The organism is Chryseobacillus diguaensis, from assembly GCF_049220665.1.
GTDB lineage: Bacteria > Bacillota > Bacilli > Bacillales > Bacillaceae > Metabacillus_B.
This window is the reverse complement of sequence record NZ_JBMKNV010000021.1, coordinates 1-22,126: the sequence shown is the minus strand read 5'-3', so window position 1 is coordinate 22,126 and position 22,126 is coordinate 1. Positions and strand designations below refer to the sequence as shown.

The 22,126-nt window shown below is 42.9% G+C and carries 18 protein-coding genes and 2 riboswitches; of the genes, 16 read left to right on the top strand and 2 right to left on the bottom strand.

Annotated elements, in window-relative coordinates:
• Positions 1-58: 58 nt before the first annotated feature.
• From paaX to lpdA, 11 genes are all read left to right on the top strand, one after another.
• A complete protein-coding gene (paaX, locus tag ACOT8F_RS20020; protein ID WP_421653706.1) occupies positions 59-940 on the top strand; it encodes a phenylacetic acid degradation operon negative regulatory protein PaaX in 882 nt (293 codons plus the stop codon).
• A gap of 374 nt (positions 941-1,314) precedes the next feature.
• Positions 1,315-2,277, top strand: a complete 963-nt coding sequence (locus ACOT8F_RS20015) for an NAD(P)H-dependent flavin oxidoreductase (RefSeq protein ID WP_421653686.1) — start codon at positions 1,315-1,317, stop codon at positions 2,275-2,277.
• Positions 2,278-2,499: 222 nt separating this feature from the next.
• Positions 2,500-3,501: an ABC transporter substrate-binding protein gene (locus tag ACOT8F_RS20010; RefSeq protein ID WP_421653685.1), complete on the top strand. Its 1,002-nt coding sequence runs from the start codon at positions 2,500-2,502 to the stop codon at positions 3,499-3,501.
• Positions 3,502-3,558: 57 nt separating this feature from the next.
• Entirely contained in the window at positions 3,559-4,608 is a 1,050-nt protein-coding gene (locus tag ACOT8F_RS20005) for an ABC transporter permease (protein WP_421653684.1), read from the top strand.
• Complete coding sequence (locus tag ACOT8F_RS20000; RefSeq protein ID WP_421653683.1) at positions 4,586-5,383, top strand: ABC transporter ATP-binding protein; 798 nt, start codon at positions 4,586-4,588, stop codon at positions 5,381-5,383. Before ACOT8F_RS20005 ends, ACOT8F_RS20000 begins: the two co-directional genes overlap by 23 nt.
• 380 nt (positions 5,384-5,763) lie before the next feature.
• Positions 5,764-6,159, top strand: coding sequence for a thioesterase family protein (locus tag ACOT8F_RS19995; RefSeq protein WP_421653682.1), 396 nt, complete (start codon positions 5,764-5,766; stop codon positions 6,157-6,159).
• A 43-nt stretch (positions 6,160-6,202) separates the two neighbouring features.
• Entirely contained in the window at positions 6,203-7,309 is a 1,107-nt protein-coding gene (locus ACOT8F_RS19990; protein WP_421653705.1) for a Leu/Phe/Val dehydrogenase, read from the top strand.
• 32 nt (positions 7,310-7,341) lie between these two features.
• A complete protein-coding gene (pdhA, locus tag ACOT8F_RS19985; RefSeq protein WP_421653681.1) occupies positions 7,342-8,412 on the top strand; it encodes a pyruvate dehydrogenase (acetyl-transferring) E1 component subunit alpha in 1,071 nt (356 codons plus the stop codon).
• Positions 8,409-9,410 carry an alpha-ketoacid dehydrogenase subunit beta gene (locus tag ACOT8F_RS19980; RefSeq protein WP_421653680.1) on the top strand — a complete coding sequence of 334 codons (1,002 nt, stop codon included), beginning with the start codon at positions 8,409-8,411 and terminating at the stop codon, positions 9,408-9,410. Before pdhA ends, ACOT8F_RS19980 begins: the two co-directional genes overlap by 4 nt.
• Positions 9,411-9,426: 16 nt before the next feature.
• Complete coding sequence (locus tag ACOT8F_RS19975) at positions 9,427-10,668, top strand: dihydrolipoamide acetyltransferase family protein (RefSeq protein ID WP_421653679.1); 1,242 nt, start codon at positions 9,427-9,429, stop codon at positions 10,666-10,668.
• Positions 10,668-12,095 carry a dihydrolipoyl dehydrogenase gene (gene lpdA, locus ACOT8F_RS19970; RefSeq protein WP_421653678.1) on the top strand — a complete coding sequence of 476 codons (1,428 nt, stop codon included), beginning with the start codon at positions 10,668-10,670 and terminating at the stop codon, positions 12,093-12,095. Before ACOT8F_RS19975 ends, lpdA begins: the two co-directional genes overlap by 1 nt.
• A 59-nt stretch (positions 12,096-12,154) precedes the next feature.
• Here lpdA and ACOT8F_RS19965 read toward each other — a convergent pair whose 3' ends face one another.
• A complete protein-coding gene (locus ACOT8F_RS19965; RefSeq protein WP_421653677.1) occupies positions 12,155-12,700 on the bottom strand; it encodes a hypothetical protein in 546 nt (181 codons plus the stop codon).
• Between the two features lie 104 nt (positions 12,701-12,804).
• A complete protein-coding gene (locus ACOT8F_RS19960) occupies positions 12,805-13,170 on the bottom strand; it encodes a helix-turn-helix domain-containing protein (RefSeq protein ID WP_421653676.1) in 366 nt (121 codons plus the stop codon).
• A gap of 481 nt (positions 13,171-13,651) precedes the next feature.
• On the opposite strand from ACOT8F_RS19960, the gene ACOT8F_RS19955 reads away from it, so the two are divergent.
• From ACOT8F_RS19955 to ACOT8F_RS19935, 5 genes are all read left to right on the top strand, one after another.
• Positions 13,652-14,614: an AAA family ATPase gene (locus tag ACOT8F_RS19955; protein WP_421653675.1), complete on the top strand. Its 963-nt coding sequence runs from the start codon at positions 13,652-13,654 to the stop codon at positions 14,612-14,614.
• The gene (locus tag ACOT8F_RS19950) at positions 14,611-15,831 is read left to right on the top strand and encodes a DUF58 domain-containing protein (RefSeq protein ID WP_421653674.1); all 1,221 of its coding nucleotides are present in this window, start codon (positions 14,611-14,613) and stop codon (positions 15,829-15,831) included. Before ACOT8F_RS19955 ends, ACOT8F_RS19950 begins: the two co-directional genes overlap by 4 nt.
• The gene (locus tag ACOT8F_RS19945) at positions 15,828-18,008 is read left to right on the top strand and encodes a DUF4129 domain-containing transglutaminase family protein (RefSeq protein WP_421653673.1); all 2,181 of its coding nucleotides are present in this window, start codon (positions 15,828-15,830) and stop codon (positions 18,006-18,008) included. Before ACOT8F_RS19950 ends, ACOT8F_RS19945 begins: the two co-directional genes overlap by 4 nt.
• Positions 18,009-18,063: 55 nt before the next feature.
• Positions 18,064-18,165: riboswitch (purine riboswitch) on the top strand.
• A 223-nt stretch (positions 18,166-18,388) separates the two neighbouring features.
• Positions 18,389-19,927 (top strand): glutamine-hydrolyzing GMP synthase, encoded by a 1,539-nt coding sequence (gene guaA, locus ACOT8F_RS19940; protein WP_421653672.1) that lies wholly within the window; start codon positions 18,389-18,391, stop codon positions 19,925-19,927.
• A 77-nt stretch (positions 19,928-20,004) separates the two neighbouring features.
• Positions 20,005-20,106: riboswitch (purine riboswitch) on the top strand.
• 169 nt (positions 20,107-20,275) lie between these two features.
• Positions 20,276-21,607, top strand: a complete 1,332-nt coding sequence (locus ACOT8F_RS19935; RefSeq protein ID WP_421653671.1) for an NCS2 family permease — start codon at positions 20,276-20,278, stop codon at positions 21,605-21,607.
• Positions 21,608-22,126: the final 519 nt, after the last annotated feature.

Below are 22,126 nucleotides of genomic sequence, written 5' to 3'. Positions count from 1 at the left end.
AAGGATAAAATAGTTCCAACTTTTAGGCAGAGGATCGTGAAATACTATGAATGGCAATATCAACACGAGGTCAATGATATTCACCCTTTACGGTGATTATATTCGTCATTATGGAAACGAAATATGGATTGGAAGTCTGATCCGTCTTTTAAAAGAGTTTGGGCATAATGAGCAGTCTGTGAGAGCGGCCATATCCAGAATGCATAAACAGGGCTGGGTCACTTCAACGAAAATTGGGAACAAAAGCCACTACTTTCTGACAGAGCGCGGCAGTGTCAGGATGGAGGAAGCGGCAAAAAGGATCTTTAAGCTGAGTCCGGATAAATGGGACGGCAAATGGAGAATGCTGATTTATTCCATTCCGGAGGAAAAACGGAACATACGGGATGAGCTTCGGAAAGAACTCGTTTGGAGCGGTTTTGGAACCATCTCCAACAGCTGCTGGCTGTCCCCGAATGATTTGACGAAGGAAGTTTACGCCCTGATGGATAAATATGAAATCAGGCCGTTTGTCCACTATTTCATTACGGAATATCACGGGCCAAGTGAGAATGAGAGGCTTGTGAAGGAATGCTGGGATCTGGAAGAAATCAACAAACGGTATGAAGCATTCATAGCAGAATACAGCCAGAAATATGTTATTGATAAAAATAAAATTCTGCAGGGTGAAATGACAGATGCGGAATGCTTTGTTGAACGGACACAGCTCGTCCATGAATACAGAAAATTTTTATTTACAGATCCAGGGCTCCCTGAAGAGCTGCTTCCAGAGAAGTGGCTCGGCAACCATGCAGCTTCTCTCTTCAGCGATTACTACAGGGAACTCGCAGAACCTGCAAGCCGATTCTTTGAAGAAGTGTTTCAGGAAGGAAACGAACTGAAAAACAAAAATAAGGAATATGATATTTTTCAGCATCCGCTCTTATTGGATGAGAAATAATGTTTCTTGAACATCAGGAAATAGTGAAAGATAAAGAATCTTAAGCTGTTTCCTTTTTTGTCTAGGCTGTTTTCGCATAGATTGTTGTTTTTCGTACAATCGCTTATCACATATTAATTCTGGCTTCGGGGCATCTTTTCTTAAATTTAGCAGATGGTACCTTGTTCTAGATGAAAAAGCAAAAATGTTTAAGAAAGGCTGTTTTCGTATAGTTTGTTGCTATTCGTAATATCTTAGAACACGTATAAAGACTAACTTCGTGGCATCTTTTCTTAAAATTCGCAGCCGTATATTGGTCCGCAATCATCTAAAATAGCTGAGAAAGCAACAATGTTATTAAGAAAAGAGCCTTTATCTATAGTGGAGGGATTAAAATGAATGAACTATGCAGCCTTCTCGGTATAGAAGTGCCGATCCTGCAGGGAGGAATGGGGAACATCAGCAATGCACGGCTTGCAGCAGCCGTTTCAGAGGCTGGCGCTCTTGGAACGATTGGAGCAGGAACGATGTCAGCAAAAGAGGTAGAAAGAATTCTGCTTGAAACAAAGGAAAGAACGTCAAAGCCTTTTGCTCTTAACATTGCATTGACGGTAACGCCTGCTGCGAAAGAATTGATCCAGCTTGTCACAAAGCACGAACTGAAGGCAGTATCCTTATCAGCAGGAAACCCTGCTCCCTTTATTCCCTATTTTAAAGAACATGGCATTAAAGTGATTACGGTTGCAGGTTCTGTGAAGCATGCAGTGAAAGCGGCAAAAAGCGGCTCCGACATTATTGTCGGCGAGGGATATGAAGCGGCAGGACTCAATTCTCCTCTTGAAACGACCACATTAACGCTGATTCCGCAGCTTGCTGATGCTGTAAACGTTCCGATCGCAGCAGCTGGAGGGATAGCGGATGGCAGAGGGTTAATAGCGATGCTTGCACTTGGGGCACAAGGTGTGCAAATGGGAACGCGTTTTATTGCGACACAGGAAGCGCCGTTTTCCGATTTATACAAGCAGCGCATTCTTGAGGCAGACGATACAGGCACGATGGTTATTGGAAGGTCAGTGGGACGAATCAGAAGAGTATTGAAAAATAATTCCTATGCCGAAGAAATTTTAAAAAAAGAAAGGGTTGGGCTTACCCTTGAAGAATACAGCAACCAAACAAATGAAACACATCATATCAAGGGGGCGATCGATGGAAATGAAAAGGAAGGCTACTGGAATAGCGGTCAGATTGCAGGATTGATTACCCATATTCCAACTGCAAAAGAGCTGATTGACAGCATTTCAGAAGAAATGAAACAAACGTTTAATAGGCTGGAAAGGTACCAGCAAAAACAAGTGTAAAAAAATTTGTTAGACTAATTAAAAAATTCTAAAATTTATTGCGGTTTCTTCAAGAAAATGGTAATATAACGTTAAATTAACGACCTGTAAAAAAACGATACATAGAAAAAACAGGGTTCTTTTTTCATTGGTTGTGTAAGCGATTTCATTTCGGTTTTATGGATGCATGGGGGAAATGAACGGGAAAGGCTGGAAAACAGCCTTATAAAAAGGAGGAGTACGATGTTTAAGGGGAAAAGAACCATTTTGGGAATGATGCTTGTCACAAGTCTGGCACTGACGGCTTGCGGAAATTCACAGTCTGCTTCAGGCGGAGGGACGGCCAAGGAAAACAAGGACAAAACGTTTAAAATCGGTGTGACCCAAATCGTTGAGCATCCATCCCTCGATGAGGCGTTTAAAGGGTTTCAAAAAGCGCTTGAAGAAAAAGGGGTCAAAACAAAGTACGAAATTAAAAACGCACAAGGTGATCCAAGTACAAATACAACGATTGGAACAACGCTTGTGAATGACAAAGTAGACTTAATATTTGCTAACTCTACTCCGAGCTCACAGGCTGCACTTGCAGCTACAAGAAAGATCCCGATTGTCTTTTCCTCTGTAACGGATCCATTAGGAGCGAAACTTGTGAAAACCCTGGATAAACCGGACGGAAATGTTACTGGAACAGTGGATTTTCATCCTGAAGCGATTCCGAGTACGCTTAAGTTCATCAAGGATGAGCTTGGCGGCAAAAAGGTAGGGCTTCTCTATAACGCCGGAGAGCAAAACTCCGTCGCACAGGTTGAAGCCGTGAAAAAGGAAATGAGTAAAGTGGGTCTTGAGCCTGTTACAGCTTCCGTCGCAACATCAGCAGACGTTAAACAGGCGGCAGAGGCGCTTGCGGGGAAAATCGATGCGTTTTATATTGTGACGGATAATACAGTCGTATCTGCTCTCGAATCAGTTATTGCTGTTGCCGAGTCCAAAAAGATTCCGCTCCTTGCAGCTGAACTTGATTCTGTCAAAAGAGGATCTTTTGCAGCATATGGCTTCAGTTACTTTGATATCGGCCACCAGGCTGGTGAAATGGCAGCGCAAATACTGACCGGCGAGAAAAAGATCAGTGAACTTCCAGTCCAGAATCCTGATAAATTAAAGCTTGTCATTAATAAAAAAGCGGCTGAGCAAATGGGCATCAAAATCAAGCCTGAATGGGACAAAATGGCCGAGTATGTGAATTAATCAGGAACATTACAAGTTTGCATAACAGCACATATTAACCAGTAAGGGAGCTTGTATATGTTTACTGCCATTTTCGGTTCCGTTGAAATGGGAATCATTTATGCCATTATGGCTCTTGGAGTCTATCTTTCCTTTCGTGTTCTTGATTTTCCGGATTTAACAGTAGACGGAAGCTTTGTCACAGGAGCCTCTGTGTCAGCCTCCCTTATCGTGCTTGGAGTCAATCCTTTTCTTGCAACACTTGCGGCTCTTGCTGCCGGGTTCATTGCCGGCAGCATAACAGGCATTCTTCATACCAAGGGGAAAATCAATCCTCTGCTATCCGGAATATTGATGATGATTGCTTTATATTCTATTAACCTTCGAATTATGGGGACAACATCACAAACGGCAATCGGGGTTCCGAATATTCCGCTATTAAACTCTGATACGGTTTTTACTGCTGTCGGTTCATGGTCTTCTGCCATTGGAATTGATGGAATGCTGAATGGATTGTTCACTGCGATCGGGCTTGGAGGAGATTTGCCTGAAACGTGGGGAATTCTTATTTTCATGCTGCTCTTGACCTTCCTGATTAAAGTACTTACGGATAGATTTTTAAAAACCGACATTGGAATGGCGCTAAGAGCAACAGGCGACAACCAGCGAATGATCCGCAGTTTTTCAGCGAACACTGATTCCATGATTGTCCTTGGGCTTGGGATTTCCAATGCCATGGTGGCTTTTGCCGGGGCGCTGATTGCTCAGTATGTGAAATTCTCGGACATAGGAATGGGAATCGGTATGATCATTATCGGGCTTGCCTCTGTGATCATCGGTGAAGCCGTTTTTGGCACGAAGAGCATTGCCCGCACTACTCTCGCGGTAGTTGGCGGAGCTGTTATTTACCGTATTGTAATCAGTCTTTCGCTTCAAGTGCAGGGGCTTGATACAGGTGACTTGAAGCTCATAACAGCGGTCATTGTCATCTTTGCTTTAATCATGCCGAAAGTGCTTGAAAGACACAGGATGAAAAAACGGAAAGAGAAACGCTATTCCGAAATGATGAAAGCAATCAGCGCAGACAGGAGAGAGGGGGAGGCCATTGCTGCATCTAAAGCAGATTAATAAGATTTTCAATGAAGGAACACCGGATGAAAAAATAGCTTTGGACTCTATTAATCTCTCACTGGACAAAGGAGATTTTGTCACCATTATAGGGAGTAACGGGGCAGGAAAATCAACGGTTATGAATGTGATTTCAGGAGTTTTGACACCAGATGTCGGGACGGTGGAAATTGCCGGAAAGCAGGTCACCTTCCTTCCAGAATATAAGCGCTCCAGAATGATCGGGAGAGTTTTTCAGGATCCGATGGCTGGGACAGCTCCATCGATGACCATTGAGGAAAACCTGGCTATGGCCTATTCAAGAAATAAAAAACGGGGCTTGAAAAGCGGTGTAACAAGAAAGAGGAAAGAACTTTTCGAGGATGCTCTTAAAACTCTCCATTTAGGGCTTGAAAAACGGCTGAATGCAAAGGTCGGCCTTCTTTCCGGCGGAGAAAGACAGGCATTGTCGCTATTAATGGCAACTTTTACAGAACCGGATATTTTACTGTTGGATGAACATACAGCTGCTTTAGATCCTTCAAGAGCCGAGCTCATCACAAGCCTAACAAAAGAAATTGTTTCGAAATACGGGCTGACAACAATGATGGTGACACATAATATGCAGCAGGCCCTCGACCTCGGAAACCGTCTTATCATGATGGATAAAGGGCAAATCATTTTAGAAGTAGAGGAAGAAAAGAAAAAAGAATTAACGATTGAAAAACTGATGAAAGAGTTCCAGAGAATACGCGGTGAGCAAATGGCAAACGACAGGGCACTTTTAAATGCTTGAAGGAAGGGAGAAATCTCCTTCCTCTTTTTTTAATTTGGGGTTCTTTTTCTCCTTTAAAGCAACAAAGCTATGCTGAAAAAGCGCTTGTTAAAAAAATGACTTTAAATTAGGCTCTTTTCTTAAACTTTGTTGCTCATGACTCCATATTTAGTCCTCGAAACCATTGGGATGGCAAAAACTTTAAGAAAAGATGCCCCGATGCTAGTCTAAATGCGTGAAAAAAGCACGTACGAAAAACAACAAGCTCTGCGAAAACAGCCTTAAATAAAAAGGACTCCATTGACCGTTATATAACGTGATGATAAGATAACGTTATAGATACGTCATTAAAATTAAAGGGGGATGCAATAGCATTCTGAATAAATGATGGGGGCACTGCAATGAAAAAAGGTATGGAAACAGGCCAGACGGCTGTACATGAATTCAGGGTAACAACTGATATGTTTGCGAGCTTTGAAGGGGAAGTCGTGCATCCTGCATATTCGACCGTTTCCATGGTCTATCACATGGAATGGGCATCTAGAAAAATCATTCTTCCTTATTTAGAAGACCATGAGGAAGGCATCGGCGGTTCCGTCAAGGTCAAACATATTGCGCCTTCAGGAGCTGGTACAGCAATCAAGGTAACAGCGACGTTAACGAAGCTTGAAGGGAATCTCGTTTTCACAGAAGTGGAAGCACATAATGAAGCCGGGATAATTGGAAAAGGGGAAGTTGTTCAAGCGATTTTACCGAAGCATGTGATACAAGAAAAAATAAATAAATCAGGGGCGTGAAATTTTGAAAGCGGTTACTTTTTCGAGAGAAGGGGACATTACGATGGATCTTTTTTCTAAAATACAAGGTTATGAACAGGTTGTTTTCTGCAACGATCCCCATACAGGACTAAAAGCAATTATTGCGATACATAACACAGCACTTGGACCGGCACTTGGCGGATCCAGAATGCTCCCTTATCCAACGATGGATGCAGCATTGGAGGATGTCCTCCGTCTTTCAAAAGGAATGACTTATAAATGCGCAGCAGCTGATGTAGATTTCGGAGGGGGAAAGTCTGTCATTATCGGAGATCCGCTTCCTGATAAATCACCGGATTTGTTCAGGGCTTTCGGGCAATTTGTCGATTCTTTACGGGGCCGGTTTTATACAGGCACTGATATGGGAACAACGCCTGAGGATTTTGTGCATGCTATGAAGGAAACGCGCTGCATCGTGGGGGTGCCAGAGGAATATGGCGGGAGCGGTGATTCATCAGTTCCGACAGCTCTTGGCGTTATTTATGGCATCATGGCCGTTAATAAAGCGGTATGGGGGACAGATTCGCTATCCGGCAGATCATACGCTATTCAGGGTTTGGGGAAAGTCGGTTTCAAGGTTGCTGAAATGCTGCTTGAAGCAGGCGCAGATCTTTTTGTAACGGACATTGATGAGAGAGCTGTCAGTCTTTTGCTTGAAAAAGGTAAGAGCTATCAGGCGACGATTAAAGCTGTTTCGCTGGATGACATTTATTCGGTTCCGGCAGATGTATTCGTCCCTTGTGCACTTGGGGGTATTTTGAACGACAAGACCATTCCCTCCCTTCAAGTAAAAGCGATTGCCGGATCAGCCAATAATCAGCTGTTTGAAGAACGTCATGGAGACATCCTGCGTAATCAGGGGATTCTTTATGCACCAGATTATATCGTTAATGCTGGAGGGCTGATTCAAGTAGCCGATGAGCTTTACGGTCCGAATAAACAAAGGGTTTTGACAAAAACAAAAGCGATATATAATTCTCTTTTGCAAATCTTCGAACACTCGGAAAACGATCACCTTTGTACAGCGAAAGCAGCCGATTTGTTTTGTGAAAAAAGAATAGAATCCCAAAAACATAGAAGCAGCTTTTTTACCCATTCCCAAAAGCCGAAATGGGAGATTCGCGTTTAAAATTCATAGATGAATAGTTAAGGAGTGAGACGATGGAACAGCAATTTCCAATGATTCAAGTGGTGGATGAAAACGGAAACCTGGTGAATGAAGAGTTCAAAAAACATTTAACCCCCTCCTTTGTTCAATCATTTTATGAAAAACTGATTTTAGCCCGTACATTTGACCGAAAGGCAATTAGTCTGCAGCGGCAGGGACGCCTTGGAACCTATGCTCCTTTTGAAGGGCAGGAGGCAGCACAGGTAGGAAGTGCTGTGGCGCTTGATAACGATGATTGGCTTTTCCCTACTTATCGTGATCATGCGGCCTCCATTACCTTCGGCCACTCCATCCCAAGAGTGCTTTTATATTGGAAGGGACGGGTAGAAGGTTGTGTGGCACCTGAAGGAAAACGCATTTTTCCGCCTGCTGTGCCGATTGCGACCCAGTTGCTTCATGCTACAGGAGCAGCCCTTGCTGAAAAAAGAAAAGGGACGAGAAATGCTGCCATCGTTTATTTTGGAGATGGCGCGACTTCTGAGGGAGATTTTCATGAAGGATTAAACTTTGCCAGCGTCTTTAAAGCGCCTGTTGTCTTTTTTAATCAAAACAACCAATTCGCCATTTCAGTGCCAATTCATAAACAGATGAACAGCAAAACGATTGCCCAAAAATCAGTCGCCTATGATATTCCTGGTTACCGGATCGATGGCAATGACATATTTGCCGTTTACTTTTATACCAAACGTGCATTGGAGAGAGCGCGGAATCAGGAAGGGCCGACTTTAATTGAGGCTGTGACCTGGAGATACGGGGCTCATACTACTGCTGATGATCCGAAAAAATACCGTGATCAGGAGGAAAGCATTCAAAGAAAGACGAAAACTGATCCTGTTCTCCGGCTTGAAAGGTACATGAAAAATCATGGGTTGTGGGATGAAGAAAAGGCTTCAAAGTGTCAGGATGAAGCTTCAGAAATGATCGAAGCAGCAGTAGCTGAAATGGAAGCTTTTCCTGAACCAAATCCAGGTGATCTTTTTGACCATGTGTTTGAAACGCCTACTTGGACCATTCAGGACCAAAAAGAAGAATACATGCATCACTTAAGAGGTGAAGGGCGATGACTTTGGAAACGAAAATTCAAACAAGCAAGCTGACCATGGTTCAGGCTGTAACAGATGCGCTTCGCATTATGCTGCGCGAAAAAAGTGAAGTTCTTCTAATGGGAGAAGATATCGGGAGCAACGGCGGTGTTTTTAGAGCAACGGAATCGCTGTTTGAGGAGTTTGGTGAAGACAGGGTTATTGATACGCCTTTAAGCGAATCGGGGATCATCGGTGTATCCATCGGCATGGCAGTAAATGGGTTCATTCCGGTTGCTGAAATTCAGTTTCTAGGGTTTATTTATCCTGCCTTTGAACAAATCATGACGCATGCAACGCGGATCAGAATGAGAACAATGGGGAAATTCTCTATCCCTATGGTGATCAGGGCTCCGTACGGGGCTGGAATTAGGGCGCCTGAAATTCACTCGGACAGCGTGGAAGCCCTCTTCACACACATGCCGGGCATTAAAGTGGTTTGTCCATCAACACCGTCAGACGCAAAAGGGCTTTTGATCGCATGCATTGAAGACCCGGATCCGGTGCTTTTCATGGAACCGTTAAAGCTGTATCGGGCGGGCAGAGAGGACGTCCCGGAAGGAAAGTATACAGTGGAAATTGGAAAAGCAAGGATCGTGAAAGAAGGTCATGATGTGACCGTCATTTCTTGGGGAGCGATGGTTCCAGAATCTCTCAAAGCTGCAGAAGAGCTTGAAGCAAAGGGAATTTCAGCCGAAGTTCTTGATCTTAGAACTCTTTATCCGCTCGACAGGGAAGCTATTGCGGCATCCGTTCAAAAAACAGGAAGAGTTGTCATTGTGCAGGAAGCTCAGATGACAGGCGGTGTGGCTAATGATGTAATGGCTGTCGTCAATGATACATCGTTTCTTTATTTAAGAGCGCCGATGGCACGGGTTGCCGGATTTGATGTTCCGGTTCCAATGTTTGCCCTTGAGGAGCACTATTTGCCTGATACGGAGAGAATCAAAAAGTCTATTGAAAAGACAGTTCACTTTTAAGGGAGCAGGTGATTGTATGTTGGAAGTGAAGCTTCACGATATTGGCGAAGGGATGACAGAGGGCGAGATTCTCCATTATTTTGTGAAACCTGGTGACAGTGTCCTTCGCGATCAGCCGCTGATTGAAGTGCAGACAGATAAAGTGACGGCAGAACTGCCCTCGCCTGCAGCCGGAATTGTAAAGGAAATATTGGTTGAAATTGGAAAAACAGTCAAGGTAGGGACGACGCTTATTTTAATTGAGAGCGAGAACGGCTCTAAAACGGCACCTGTTAAGCTTGAACCCCTTGAAGACAAAATGGAATTGCCTGCAGAAGGCGCTAAAAAGCACATCATCCTTTCGCCTGAGAGAGGAGGAAGAATCCTTGCAGCCCCATATACTAGAAAGCTCGCCCGTGACCAGGGAATTGATATTGAGCTCATCACAGGGACAGGACCCGCTGGAAGAATCACGGAAGAGGATGTCAAACGATATATGGAAACGGCAAATGAGCCGGCTGCTTCTAAAGAAACACCAGTAAACGTTCCTGTTCAGGAAAAAAGAGAAGAAAACCGTCCGGTAAATGAGCCGGCTAAAACCATTCCGTTTAAAGGCAGAAGAAAGCAGATTGCAAAAAAAATGGTTCAGTCTTTAAAAACCATTCCTCATGTCACTCATTTTGAAGAAATCGATATGACAGAGCTGCTTGCATTCAGGAAAGAGCTGAAGGGATTAGGCCAAAATATTTCGGCGGCAGCGTTTTTTATCAAGGCCGCTGCCATCGCATTAGCCGATTTTCCTGTGTTTAACGCCAAGTTAGATGAAGAAAAAGAGGTTATCGTTTTAGAGCAGGAATACAATATCGGCATTGCCACTGATTCTGATGAGGGTCTGGTTGTCCCGGTTATCCATCGTGCAGAAACAAAAAACATGAAACAGATTCATGATGAAATGAAAGAGCTGATCAAAAAAGCAAAGGAAAATACGCTTTCGGCTAAAGAAATGACTGGCGGAACATTTACGATAAGCAATGTAGGCCCTCTTGGAAGTATTGGAGCGACACCTGTCATTAATCATCCTGAAACAGGGTTAATGGCCTTTCATGCGACAAAAGAAAAACCGGTTGTAAAGAATGGTGAAATTGTCATCGGATGGGTGATGAATGTTTCCATGTCATTTGATCACAGGGTAGCAGATGGAGCACATGCTGTCGCATTCACGAACCGTTTTAAAGAACTCATCGAAAATCCGAAATTACTTATATTGGAGCTGGTCTGATGGTTGTAGGAGAGCTTGCACTGGAAAGGGATCTAGTGATTATCGGAGGCGGACCTGCAGGATACACGGCAGCGATCAGAGCAGCGCAGCTTGGGAAAGAAGTAACCTTGATTGAGAAAGAACTGCTTGGCGGGATTTGTTTAAATAAAGGGTGCATTCCTTCAAAGGTTCTTTCGCATGTCTCAGCAAAATACAATGAAATTTCGAAATTTAAGTCGTATGGAATTGAGGTCAGTGAGGTCTCCCATAACTTTAAAGCGACAAAGGAATATATGCGAAAAACGGTGGAGAATCTTCGAAAAGGGGTAGAATTTCTCTGCAAAGAAAACAAAATAGAAGTAATAAAGGGATCGGCTTCTTTTATGACAGAAGAACGGATCGGGGTGGAAAATAGGGATCAGTTTGATATTTATAAATATCGTTCTGTGCTGATCGCCTCTGGCGCCGCTATTCAAAAAGATGGGTTTAAACAGGAACGGATTCTAAATGCCAGAACGCTGTATGATTTGCCGGAACTGCCGGAAGAATTAATTGTATACGGCAATGATTACATCGCAATAGAAGCGGCATTCAGCTATCGAAATCTGGGGGCAAACGTAACGGTTGTTTTAGAGAAAGGTTTGACAGAGCTTGATGCAGCGATAGAAAAAGAGCTGCACAGACTTCTGAAAAAAGCCAAGATACAAGTGAAGAAAAATATGAGTCTAGAGAGTGAAGAAGAAACAGCTTGCGGCATTCAGGCTGTATTCCGCGATGCAGCAGGGGGAGAAGCAATACTTGAGGGTTCCCATTTGTACATTCAATCAGGCTTGAGACCAGCTCTTGAGGATTTGGGGGCTGACCGTATTGGGCTTGAACTGGATGACGAAGGCTTTATTTCAGTTGATTCCGAGTGCAGAACTTCTCTGCCGGGAATTTGGGCAGCGGGTGATATTACGGGGGGCTCGCAGCTTGCCGTTAAAGCAATTAAGCAGGGGAAAACAGCAGCAGAAAGCATAGCGGGTATGAAACCGGAATGCGATCTGACCCTTCTTCCGAAAGTCATTCACAGCAATCCTCCAATTGCGGCTGCCGGATTGACAGAAGAGGAAGCCATTCTGCTGGGGCATAACGTTAAAACGGGGCAATTCAGTCTCGCTGGGAACGGATTTACCGCAATTAAAAGTGAAAAAGATGGTCTCATGAAAGTGGTTTCGGATGCTGATACAGATTTGATTTTAGGAATTCATATGATGGGGCAGGGTGCTGTCGAATTAATCAGTTCCGGAGTGACGGCAATGGAAATGGCAGCGCGGGAGGAAGATTTGAAATTCCCGCTCTATCCGCATCCGAGCATGAATGAAGCTTTGCTTGAAGCAGTGGAAGCATTAACAGGCCAGGCGATTCACCAGGTGCCAAAGAAAACTCCTGCAGCTATGACAAAATAATGGTGAAAAAAAATGGCTGTCTCACGCAAGGTGAGGCAGCTCTTCTATTTGTATAGAAATTATTTTGCAGGAACTGTGAAAGCTACATGCTTTGTTTTTAAATAATCTTCAGAAGATACATCTCCAAAATCAAGGTTTATGTTCTTCAATGTTTTAGAATCGATTTTTTCACCTTCAGGAGCAGAGAATACAAGAGTTCCTGTTTGTTTCTTGCCGCCTTTTGTTTCACCGCCGATTTTACCTGTTGCATCAGACATTTGAGCTGTCAGCTGCATGTCGCCGATTGTGGCTGTTCCGCCGTCTGGGTAGAAATTCAAAACTTTATCAGTCGTGTTTTCCAGAGACATTTCAACAGTAATTTTATCGCTGTTTACAACGATTTTTCCAAGGCTGACTTTCATTCCCATGGCATCAAGCTGTGTAGCTTTAGCGTCAACTGTTTTTTCAACAGTACTCTTTTCTTTTGGCTTATCATTTTCAGCTACAGGTGCAGCAGATGCTTCTGCGTTATTATCTTTATTTGCTGCTCCGCCAGCATTTCCGCAAGCAGATAATAGCAGGCCGGTGATTAAAAATAAACTCGTGATGGATATTTTCTTGAACATATTGTCTTTCCCCTTTAATATCATTTTTTTATGCATAGATGGATGAAATATCCATTGATACCAGTAAAAGAACGCATTATGATCAGCAGTAAACAGGTAATCTTTTATTTTGATTTTCTGATAAGCTCCCAGACGTGCATCAGCTGTCTGATTTTTTTATCAGATCCAGCTGCGAGAGTGTGGAAGAGGACGGGGTGCTTTTTTATTTCCTCAAGCACTTTTAAATCTTCCAGCGTAAAATAAATTTCCTCTTTTTCATAGGTAATTGGAATGGCGTCTTTTCCGGTTAAAAGATAATCTGTAGACACTTCGAAAGATGAAGCAATTTTCTTAAGAGTTTCATAGTCAGGCTGTCTTGATCCTCTTTCATAAGCTGTATATGCCGGCCTTGATATGCCGATGGAACTGGCGACTTGCGCTTGAGTCATGTTTCTCTTTTTTCTCAAAAGTTTCAAACGTTCTGCGAACACAGCCTGTCACCTCTCAAACTCTATTCACATTATACCGATTCAGATGGTTACATTGAACTGTTTGTAACGGTTTGAAACGTTATTTTATTGTAAAAATGTAAACTAATTGTAAAATAATCGTGACTTTTGTTGTGAGTGATGAAGGGTATACAAATAAGGAGATTGAAAGGGTATTTATGCCGAATTTATAAAATGGTCATGGTAGAAAGATAGTTGCGGATTTTCTTCCTGATTAGACACAAATAAAAAGGCTGGCCAAGTAAAAAGGCTTTTATCTATGAATTTAGAATTATATAATTAATCATAAGCGGTATATGGGGAATTGCTGTTGCTCGTACCAGGCAAGGGCAAGCTGTTAGTTGCTTCACGGCATTTTTTCTTATCAAATTGTTTTGCTGATGACAAATGAATCAGAGAAAAACAGCTTAAGAAATGAGCCCGATCATCATAAGACCCGATACTCTTTCATAGGAGGAACAAAATGGACTATTTGGATAATATGCACCCTGAAATGGAACAGGTTATTGATAACATAGAAAAAGTAATGGTAGGCAAAAAAGAGGTCGCTGTTATTTGTTTAACAGCGCTGCTTGCTGAGGGTCACGTGCTGCTTGAAGATGTTCCGGGAGTGGGCAAAACGATGATGGTCCGTTCTTTGGCAAGATCCTTTGGGGTAAACTTTAAAAGAATCCAGTTTACACCTGATTTACTGCCCTCCGATGTAACGGGTGTCTCTATTTTTAACCCTGAAAAGCTAGAATTTGAATACCGTCCAGGTCCTATTATGGGAAATATCATCTTAGCGGATGAAATTAACAGGACCTCTCCGAAAACCCAGTCTGCCCTTCTTGAAGGGATGGAGGAAGGAAGCGTGACGGTTGACGGTGTGACAATGCTATTAGAACGCCCGTTTATGGTAATGGCTACCCAAAACCCAATAGAATATGAGGGGACCTATCCGCTGCCGGAAGCTCAGCTGGACCGATTCCTTTTCAAATTGAAAATGGGTTATCCGACACAAACCGATGAATTGAAAGTATTATCGATGGCAGAAAAAAATAAGCCAATTTATGAAATAGATCCAGTTATGAACAGGGAGGATATCATCCGGATGCAGGACAGCATCAAAGGGGTTTTTGTAGACGATTCGGTCAAACGATATATCGTTGATATTGTCACCAAGACAAGAAAACACCCATCCGTCTATCTGGGGGCAAGTCCACGCGGTTCGATTGCGTTAATGAAAGCTGCACAGGCTTTTGCTTTTATCGGTGGCCGTGATTATGTCATTCCGGATGATATCCAATTTTTAGCGCCTTACACCTTGCCCCACCGGATCATTCTTAAATCTGAGGCACGTTTTGAGGGGAAAACTTCAGAAGATCTGGTGTATGACATTCTAAAACGGACGCCTGTGCCCGTCCAGCGGTCCATGACCCCTTGAAAAAGCTCCTTGTCCGGCTGCAATACGTTTGGAAGCTTATTTCCCTGCTGCTTCTAACGGTGATCACCTATGTATATGCTATGTTCCAGGGCGGGTTCGTAAGCTGGTTTCTTTTCTATTCCTTCCTTCCCTTTGCCTGCTATTCACTGCTTCTGGCCCTTTATCCGCTCAGATCCTTTAAGGTAACCCGCACAATCAGCCAGGAACAATTCAGAGCCGGTGAAGAACTGAAAGCATCTATTACTATCAGAAGAAAATTCCCATTTCCTTTAATCTATTTAATAGCAGAAGAAACTCTTCCAAGAAGGATCGTCCATTTGAATGGGACAGATTCAGCCAGGAGAATTCTGTTTCCGTGGTTCAAACGGACAGTCACCATGGAGTATACTCTCTCTCATATGCCAAGAGGCGAACATCAATTTGAAAGTGTCCGTTTGAAAACCGGAGATTTTTTCGGGCTTTTTGAAAAAGAATATTCTTTCAGCCTTTTCCGTGATTTTCTTGTTTACCCATCTTTCGTTGCCATTCCTTATCATAGTCCTTTAAAGCGTTATGAACAGGGCAATACACAATCCAATCAAAAATTCATAAGGGATACGTCTATGGCCATCGGAGTCAGAGAATACCAGCCGGGTGACAGGGTTTCCTGGATTGACTGGAAAGCTTCTGCAAGAAGAAACACGATGATGACGAAGGAATTTGAACAAACGAGAAGCCATGATGTTTACCTAATCATGGATAGGATGAAGTCAAATGTTTTCGAAGAAATTGTGGTATTTACTGCTTCAACGATTCGCTCCGTTCTGAAAAATGGCGCACAGGCAGGCTTAGTTTCATATGGAAAGGAGCAGGCTGTTTTTTCTCTCCATTCAGGTGAACAGCAGCTGCTGAAAATATATGACCATCTTGCACGTGTTGACTGTGACAGTCCGGCTTCCCTCTCTGACATTATTGAGCAGGGATGGAACCAGTATGACGGGAAAAAGGCTTTGAAGATTTTGATTACAGGGCAGGTGAACCTGGAGCTTGTACGCAAGCTTGAGCATAGAGAAAATGGTCATCTTTTCAAAATCTTTTTAATTAAAGACCGGGGAAGCAAGGTTACTAATGAAGAAAAGGTGATATTGGAGAGGCTGAATAAAAGAGGGATTGAAGCGGATGCCGTTTTTGAGGGGCGTTTTGAAGAAGCTTTTACAGGGGTGAGAAACTCTCTATGATGCAAAAAATTGATCGGAGTGCTACTTCTGTTTTTTATTACCTATTTGCTTTTATGCTGCTTTCGGAATGGCTAATTCCCCTTCAGCAAATTACGGATACAGGCAACATCACAATCTTTGTGAGTTTCATCGCGTTAAGTCTGCTGCTGACTTTTTTTGGAGTTAAATGGTATTACTCCATTTTGATACAGGGAATTTATATATTCTTTATACTCGGAAGCTTGTTTTACGAGGGAAGATCTCCTTTTGATTGGATAACTGAGTGGATTCAGGATGCGATTAATAATATAGGGGTCATCCAGCATTCATCGTGGATGGACATTACCTCTCCTTTTCGGACGTTCCTTTTTTTTATTTTGCTATGGCTGCTTGTCTATTTGCTGCATTATTGGATGGTCTATCAGAAAAAGATGACATTTTTCTTCATTATGACGCTTATCTATATTACGATTTTGGATACATTTACTCCGTATGAGGCAAATGGTGCTGTCGTTAGAGTGCTCGTTGTTGGATTTCTGCTCCTTGGCATGCTGAGCTTCGAGCGATTGAAATCAAATGAAAGGGTTAAGCACCGGCAGGGTACGATGGTCAAGTGGATTGCGCCTCTCGCGGCTATAACGGCAATTGCTGCAGGGATAGGGATCATTGCCCCTAAAGCGAAGCCTCAATGGCCCGATCCTGTTCCTTACTTGACCTCTTTTGCTCATCTGGACAGCTCGATTGGCGGGGGCGCTCTAAAAAAGATTGGATACGGAACAAATGATGAATCGCTTGGCGGCCCTTTTATGAAGGATAACACGCTTGTTTTCAATTCATTTGTACAAAGGCGCCATTATTGGCGGGTGGAAACAAAGGATATTTATACAGGGAAAGGGTGGAATATCTCCCGTGAAAATCAGGTGAAAGAACTGGTTCCTATGGGGAATGTGAAACAAACGTGGATTGGAAAAGGAGTTAAAACAGAGATGCTTAATGAATCTGTCTCAATTAACGGGAGCTATTCTTTTCCTCATCTTGTTTACCCTCTTGGACTAAGCTCCATCAAATCGAATCAGGCAGACCAGTTATCAATCCGTACTGCTAACGAGATGATCATACCTGTTAAAGAAGGAAGAAATACAAAGATTCGGCAATATGACCTGACCTATGAGTATCCTTCCTATAATATTGATAAGCTGACAAAGAAAAAGACTCCGGGTGATCTTCCTGATGACTTTATGCGAAGGTATACCCAGCTTCCTCAAAGCGTGCCTAAAAGGGTAAAAGAACTTGCTTTGAAGATCACTAGAGAGCAAAATAACGAGTATGACAAGGCAAAAGCGATCGAGCGATATCTAGGGTCGTCTGATTACAGCTACAATATAATTGAAGTAGCCGTGCCGGGGCCTGATGATGATTATGTTGACCAGTTTTTATTTGATTCCATGAAAGGCTACTGCGATAATTTCTCGACCTCCATGGTTGTGCTTCTGCGTGAAGCAGGTATTCCCTCAAGGTGGGTAAAAGGCTATTCGGAAGGGGAATACCAAAGCACGAATGCTTCAGGGCTAATGCAGTATGATGTAACGAATAATAACGCCCATTCATGGGTTGAAGTGTACTTTGAGGGGATTGGATGGGTGCCGTTTGAGCCGACAAAAGGCTTTTCAAATCCGGCGAGCTTTACATATGAGCCGGAGCAGAGCACTGTGACCCAAACGCAGCCGCAGAAACAAACCCCAGCCCCGATTGTGCCGAAACCGAATAAAAACCTTGATGAAAGCACTTCGGCTAAAACGGAAACCGCTCATTGGAAAGGCGTGTCATTCTCGGGCTGGCCTAAGTATGCCGTGATCTTTGTTTTGGTGCTGTCTGGTTTTTCTTCTATTTATTTTACGAGAAGAAAATGGCTTCCCTATTTCCTGATTCTTAAATATAAGCGGAGAAATGACGGGGAGGTTTTCTTTAAGGCCTATCCTGCTCTTTTAAAACAGCTGTCCTTTTATGGATTCAGACGGGAGAGCAACCAGACGCTGAGAGAATTTGCCAGAGAGGTGGACAGGTCTTTCAATAACCAGGATATGATTCATCTGACAGCAAGCTACGAGCGGGCTTTGTACCGCAGAGATGACGCTGGAAACGAATGGCGGAAAGTGGTTGAATTGTGGGAAAATTTAATTAAAAGGACATCATCTTGACCGCTCTCTGACTGGTTGATAGAATAAGGAAAATTAACTATCAAGGCTGCTAACAGCCGTTTATATTGATTACCTTCATATATCCTCGAAGATAGGGTTCGAGAGTCTCTACCGGGTTGCCGTAAATAACCTGACTATGAAGGCAGAAGAGTGATATTAACACTGCCAGAATTCTGCCTTCTTTTCTTTGGGCTGAATTCTGGCTTTTTGCATTTCATTCCGGTGTGATGTTCATGGATATAGGAAGTTAATAATAGATGGACATGCTTTATTTCATTATTTCCAAGAAGATTTTGTAAAAGCAGGGTCTATAGATTAACTGGCGCTAAACGCTAATAAAGCAAGAGCAGTAGTAATACTAAACTAGATGGGGTGACAGAATGGACGCAATGCAAGAAATGATTTTGGTATTGGACTTTGGAAGTCAATATAATCAGCTGATTACACGCCGTATCCGTGAATTTGGAGTTTACAGTGAACTTCATCCTCATACGTTAACAGCTGATACAATCAAGAAAATGAATCCGAAGGGTATTATTCTTTCCGGCGGACCGAACAGTGTCTATGGCCAGAATGCTTTCCGCTGTGACGAGCGCATTTTTGAACTTGATATACCGATCCTTGGTATTTGCTACGGCATGCAGCTTATGACTCACTATATGGGCGGTAAAGTGGAATCAGCAGGTCATCGCGAGTACGGAAAAGCAACAATAAAAGTGCAGAATTCGCCTGCCCTTTTCAAAGACCTTCCAGAAGAACAGACAGTTTGGATGAGCCACAGCGATCTTGTAGTGGATGTACCTAAAGAATTTCATGTGGATGCCGTCAGCCCTTCTTGTCCAAATGCAGCTATGAGCTGGGAAGAACGCAAGCTTTACGGTGTTCAGTTTCACCCTGAGGTTCGTCATTCTGAATACGGCAATGCCCTTCTTAAAAACTTTGTTTTCGACGTTTGCGGCTGCTCTGATATTTGGTCAATGGAAAACTTCATTGAAATGGAAATGGAAAAAATAAGAGAAACAGTAGGAGATAAAAAGGTTCTTTGCGCACTTAGCGGCGGAGTAGATTCTTCTGTTGTTGCCGTTCTTATCCATAAAGCAATCGGGGATCAGCTGACATGTATATTCGTTGACCATGGTTTACTGAGAAAAGGCGAAGCCGAAGGTGTTATGAAGACGTTCAGCGAAGGCTTTAACATGAATGTTATTAAAGTGGATGCACAGGAACGTTTCATGAACAAACTGAAAGGCGTCTCAGATCCAGAACAAAAGCGCAAAATTATCGGCAACGAGTTTATCTATGTGTTTGATGATGAGGCGCAAAAACTGAAAGGGATTGACTATCTCGCCCAAGGAACGCTTTACACAGATATTATCGAGAGCGGAACGGCTACTGCGCAAACAATAAAGTCTCATCATAATGTTGGCGGCCTTCCTGAGGACATGCAGTTTAAACTGATTGAACCGCTTAATACATTATTCAAAGATGAAGTTCGGGCGCTTGGATCTGAAATGGGCATTCCGGATGAGATTGTTTGGCGTCAGCCGTTTCCGGGACCTGGCCTAGGTATCCGTGTACTTGGGGAAATCACGGAAGAAAAACTTGAGATCGTCAGGGAATCAGATGCTATTCTTCGCGAGGAAGTAGCGAAAGCGGGACTTGAAAGAGAAATATGGCAGTACTTCACGGTGCTTCCGGATATCCGAAGCGTTGGGGTGATGGGTGATGCAAGAACGTATGACCAAACTGTCGGAATCCGCGCTGTAACGTCAATAGACGGAATGACATCTGACTGGGCAAGAATTCCGTGGGATGTGCTTGAAATTATTTCAACCCGTATTGTAAATGAGGTTAGCCACGTTAACCGGATCGTTTATGATATTACGAGCAAGCCGCCTGCAACAATTGAGTGGGAATAAATACGAACATTAACGGAATTATGACTAAAAATATTCGTTTTTTGTGTTGAAATAAGACGAATGACCTGCTAAAATATAACTATAATAACTGAATACGTCGTATAATATTGGGGATATGGCCCGGAAGTTTCTACCAAGCTGCCGTAAATGGCTTGACTACGGCGGTAAAAAATTATGGCTGAGGTCCGTTTATATCAAACGCACCTGCCATAGCCTTTTATCGGCAAAGTCAAGCGCTCCTTATACAAGGGGCGCTTTTTATATGGAACTTATTCGTTTTTATTTCTTGGCATCTCTTACGGAACCCATATTCTGAATGCGGCGGAAAAACACGGGAGGAAAATCAGCATGAAAAAGTATTTCCAGTTTGACGAGCTTGGCACAAGCTATAGAACAGAATTTATTGGCGGTTTAACAACCTTTCTTTCAATGGCGTACGTGCTTTTTGTTAATCCGCTCACATTATCTCTTTCTTCAATAAAAGATTTCCCGGATGCACTAAGAATGGATCAAGGGGCTGTTTTTACAGCGACTGCTTTAGCAGCAGCAATTGGATCGCTTATTATGGCCTTTCTGGCTAAGTATCCGGTAGCCCTCGCGCCAGGCATGGGACTGAATGCCTTCTTTGCCTATACTGTTGTATTGCATGAACAAATCCCTTGGCAAACAGCACTTTCAGGAGTACTGGTTTCAGGTATTATCTTCATTTTATTAACACTATTTGGAGTTCGGGAAAAAATTATCAATGCCATTCCGGCTGAGCTTAAATTTGCGGTCGGAGCGGGAATCGGTTTATTCATTACATTCCTTGGTTTTCAAAATGCAAAAATTATCGTTAATAGTGATGCAACTCTTGTAACACTTGGCAATCTTCACCATGGTGAAACGCTTCTTGCGATATTCGGCCTTGTTATTACTATTATCTTTATGGTAAGAAAGGTAAGTGGCGGTATTTTCTACGGAATGCTCATTACTGCCGTTGTTGGAATGATTTTCGGATTAATCGATGTTCCTTCTAAAGTGGTAGGATCTGTTCCAAGTCTTGCTCCTACCTTCGGGGCTGCTTTCACACACTTCCATGATATCTTTTCACTTCAAATGCTAGTCGTCATCCTGACATTCTTATTCGTAGATTTCTTTGATACTGCGGGTACGCTTGTTGCCGTTTCCCACCAGGCAGGATTAATGAAAGATAACAAGCTTCCTAGAGCAGGAAAGGCCCTGTTCGCAGATGCGGGAGCAACTACAATCGGGGCGATTCTTGGTACTTCAACGACTACAGCTTATATTGAATCAACTGCAGGAGTTGCAGCTGGTGCAAGAACTGGATTTGCTTCTATCGTTACTGCAGGCTTCTTTCTGCTGGCGCTATTTTTCTCGCCGCTTCTAAGTGTCATTACTTCAGCTGTTACAGCACCTGCTTTAATCATTGTCGGAATCTTAATGGTTTCATCTCTTGGAAACATTGACTGGCGCCGATTCGAAGTATCTGTGCCGGCCTTCATGACGATGATCGCTATGCCGCTCAGCTACAGCATCGCAACCGGTATTGCCATCGGATTTATTTTCTATCCAATTACAATGTTCTTCAGCGGAAGAAGAAAAGAAATTCACCCTGTTATGTATGTTTTGTTTGTAATCTTTATTCTTTACTTTGTGTTCCTTGCCGGTAAAGGCTAATAACGAATAGAAAGAGCCTTGCTTCTATATAGAGGTAAGGCTCTTATTGTTTTGGGAGGTACTTTGCAGGGTTTTCTGTAAGTGGCTGCCGGGGCTGTAAAAGACACTTGTGCTTTTCTGAATGGCACCGTGCCGATTGGATCGGAAGGTGCGAGATTCCTGTAGATCAAGGGAGACTGAGTGAGAGTAAAGCATTTTAATAGAGCTTGCTTTCTATATAAATAGAGCAGATAAGTATATTCATAGAGGCAAAAGGATAAAAAAGATGAAAGAGGAAGGAAAACGAAAAAATTTTAAAAAGTTTCTATTATTCTATTGATTTCGACATGTTTTGATGTTATATTTAGGATCCGACGTTAAGGGTAGCAACTGAGAGCGAATGAAAATAGCTTGAAAAAAGATTTTGAAAAAGTTGTTGACTTAAAGGTTGGAAACATGATATATTAGTTGAGTCGCTTCTGAACGGAGGCGCTAAACGAAAATGATCTTTGAAAACTAAACAGAACGAAATGCCAACGT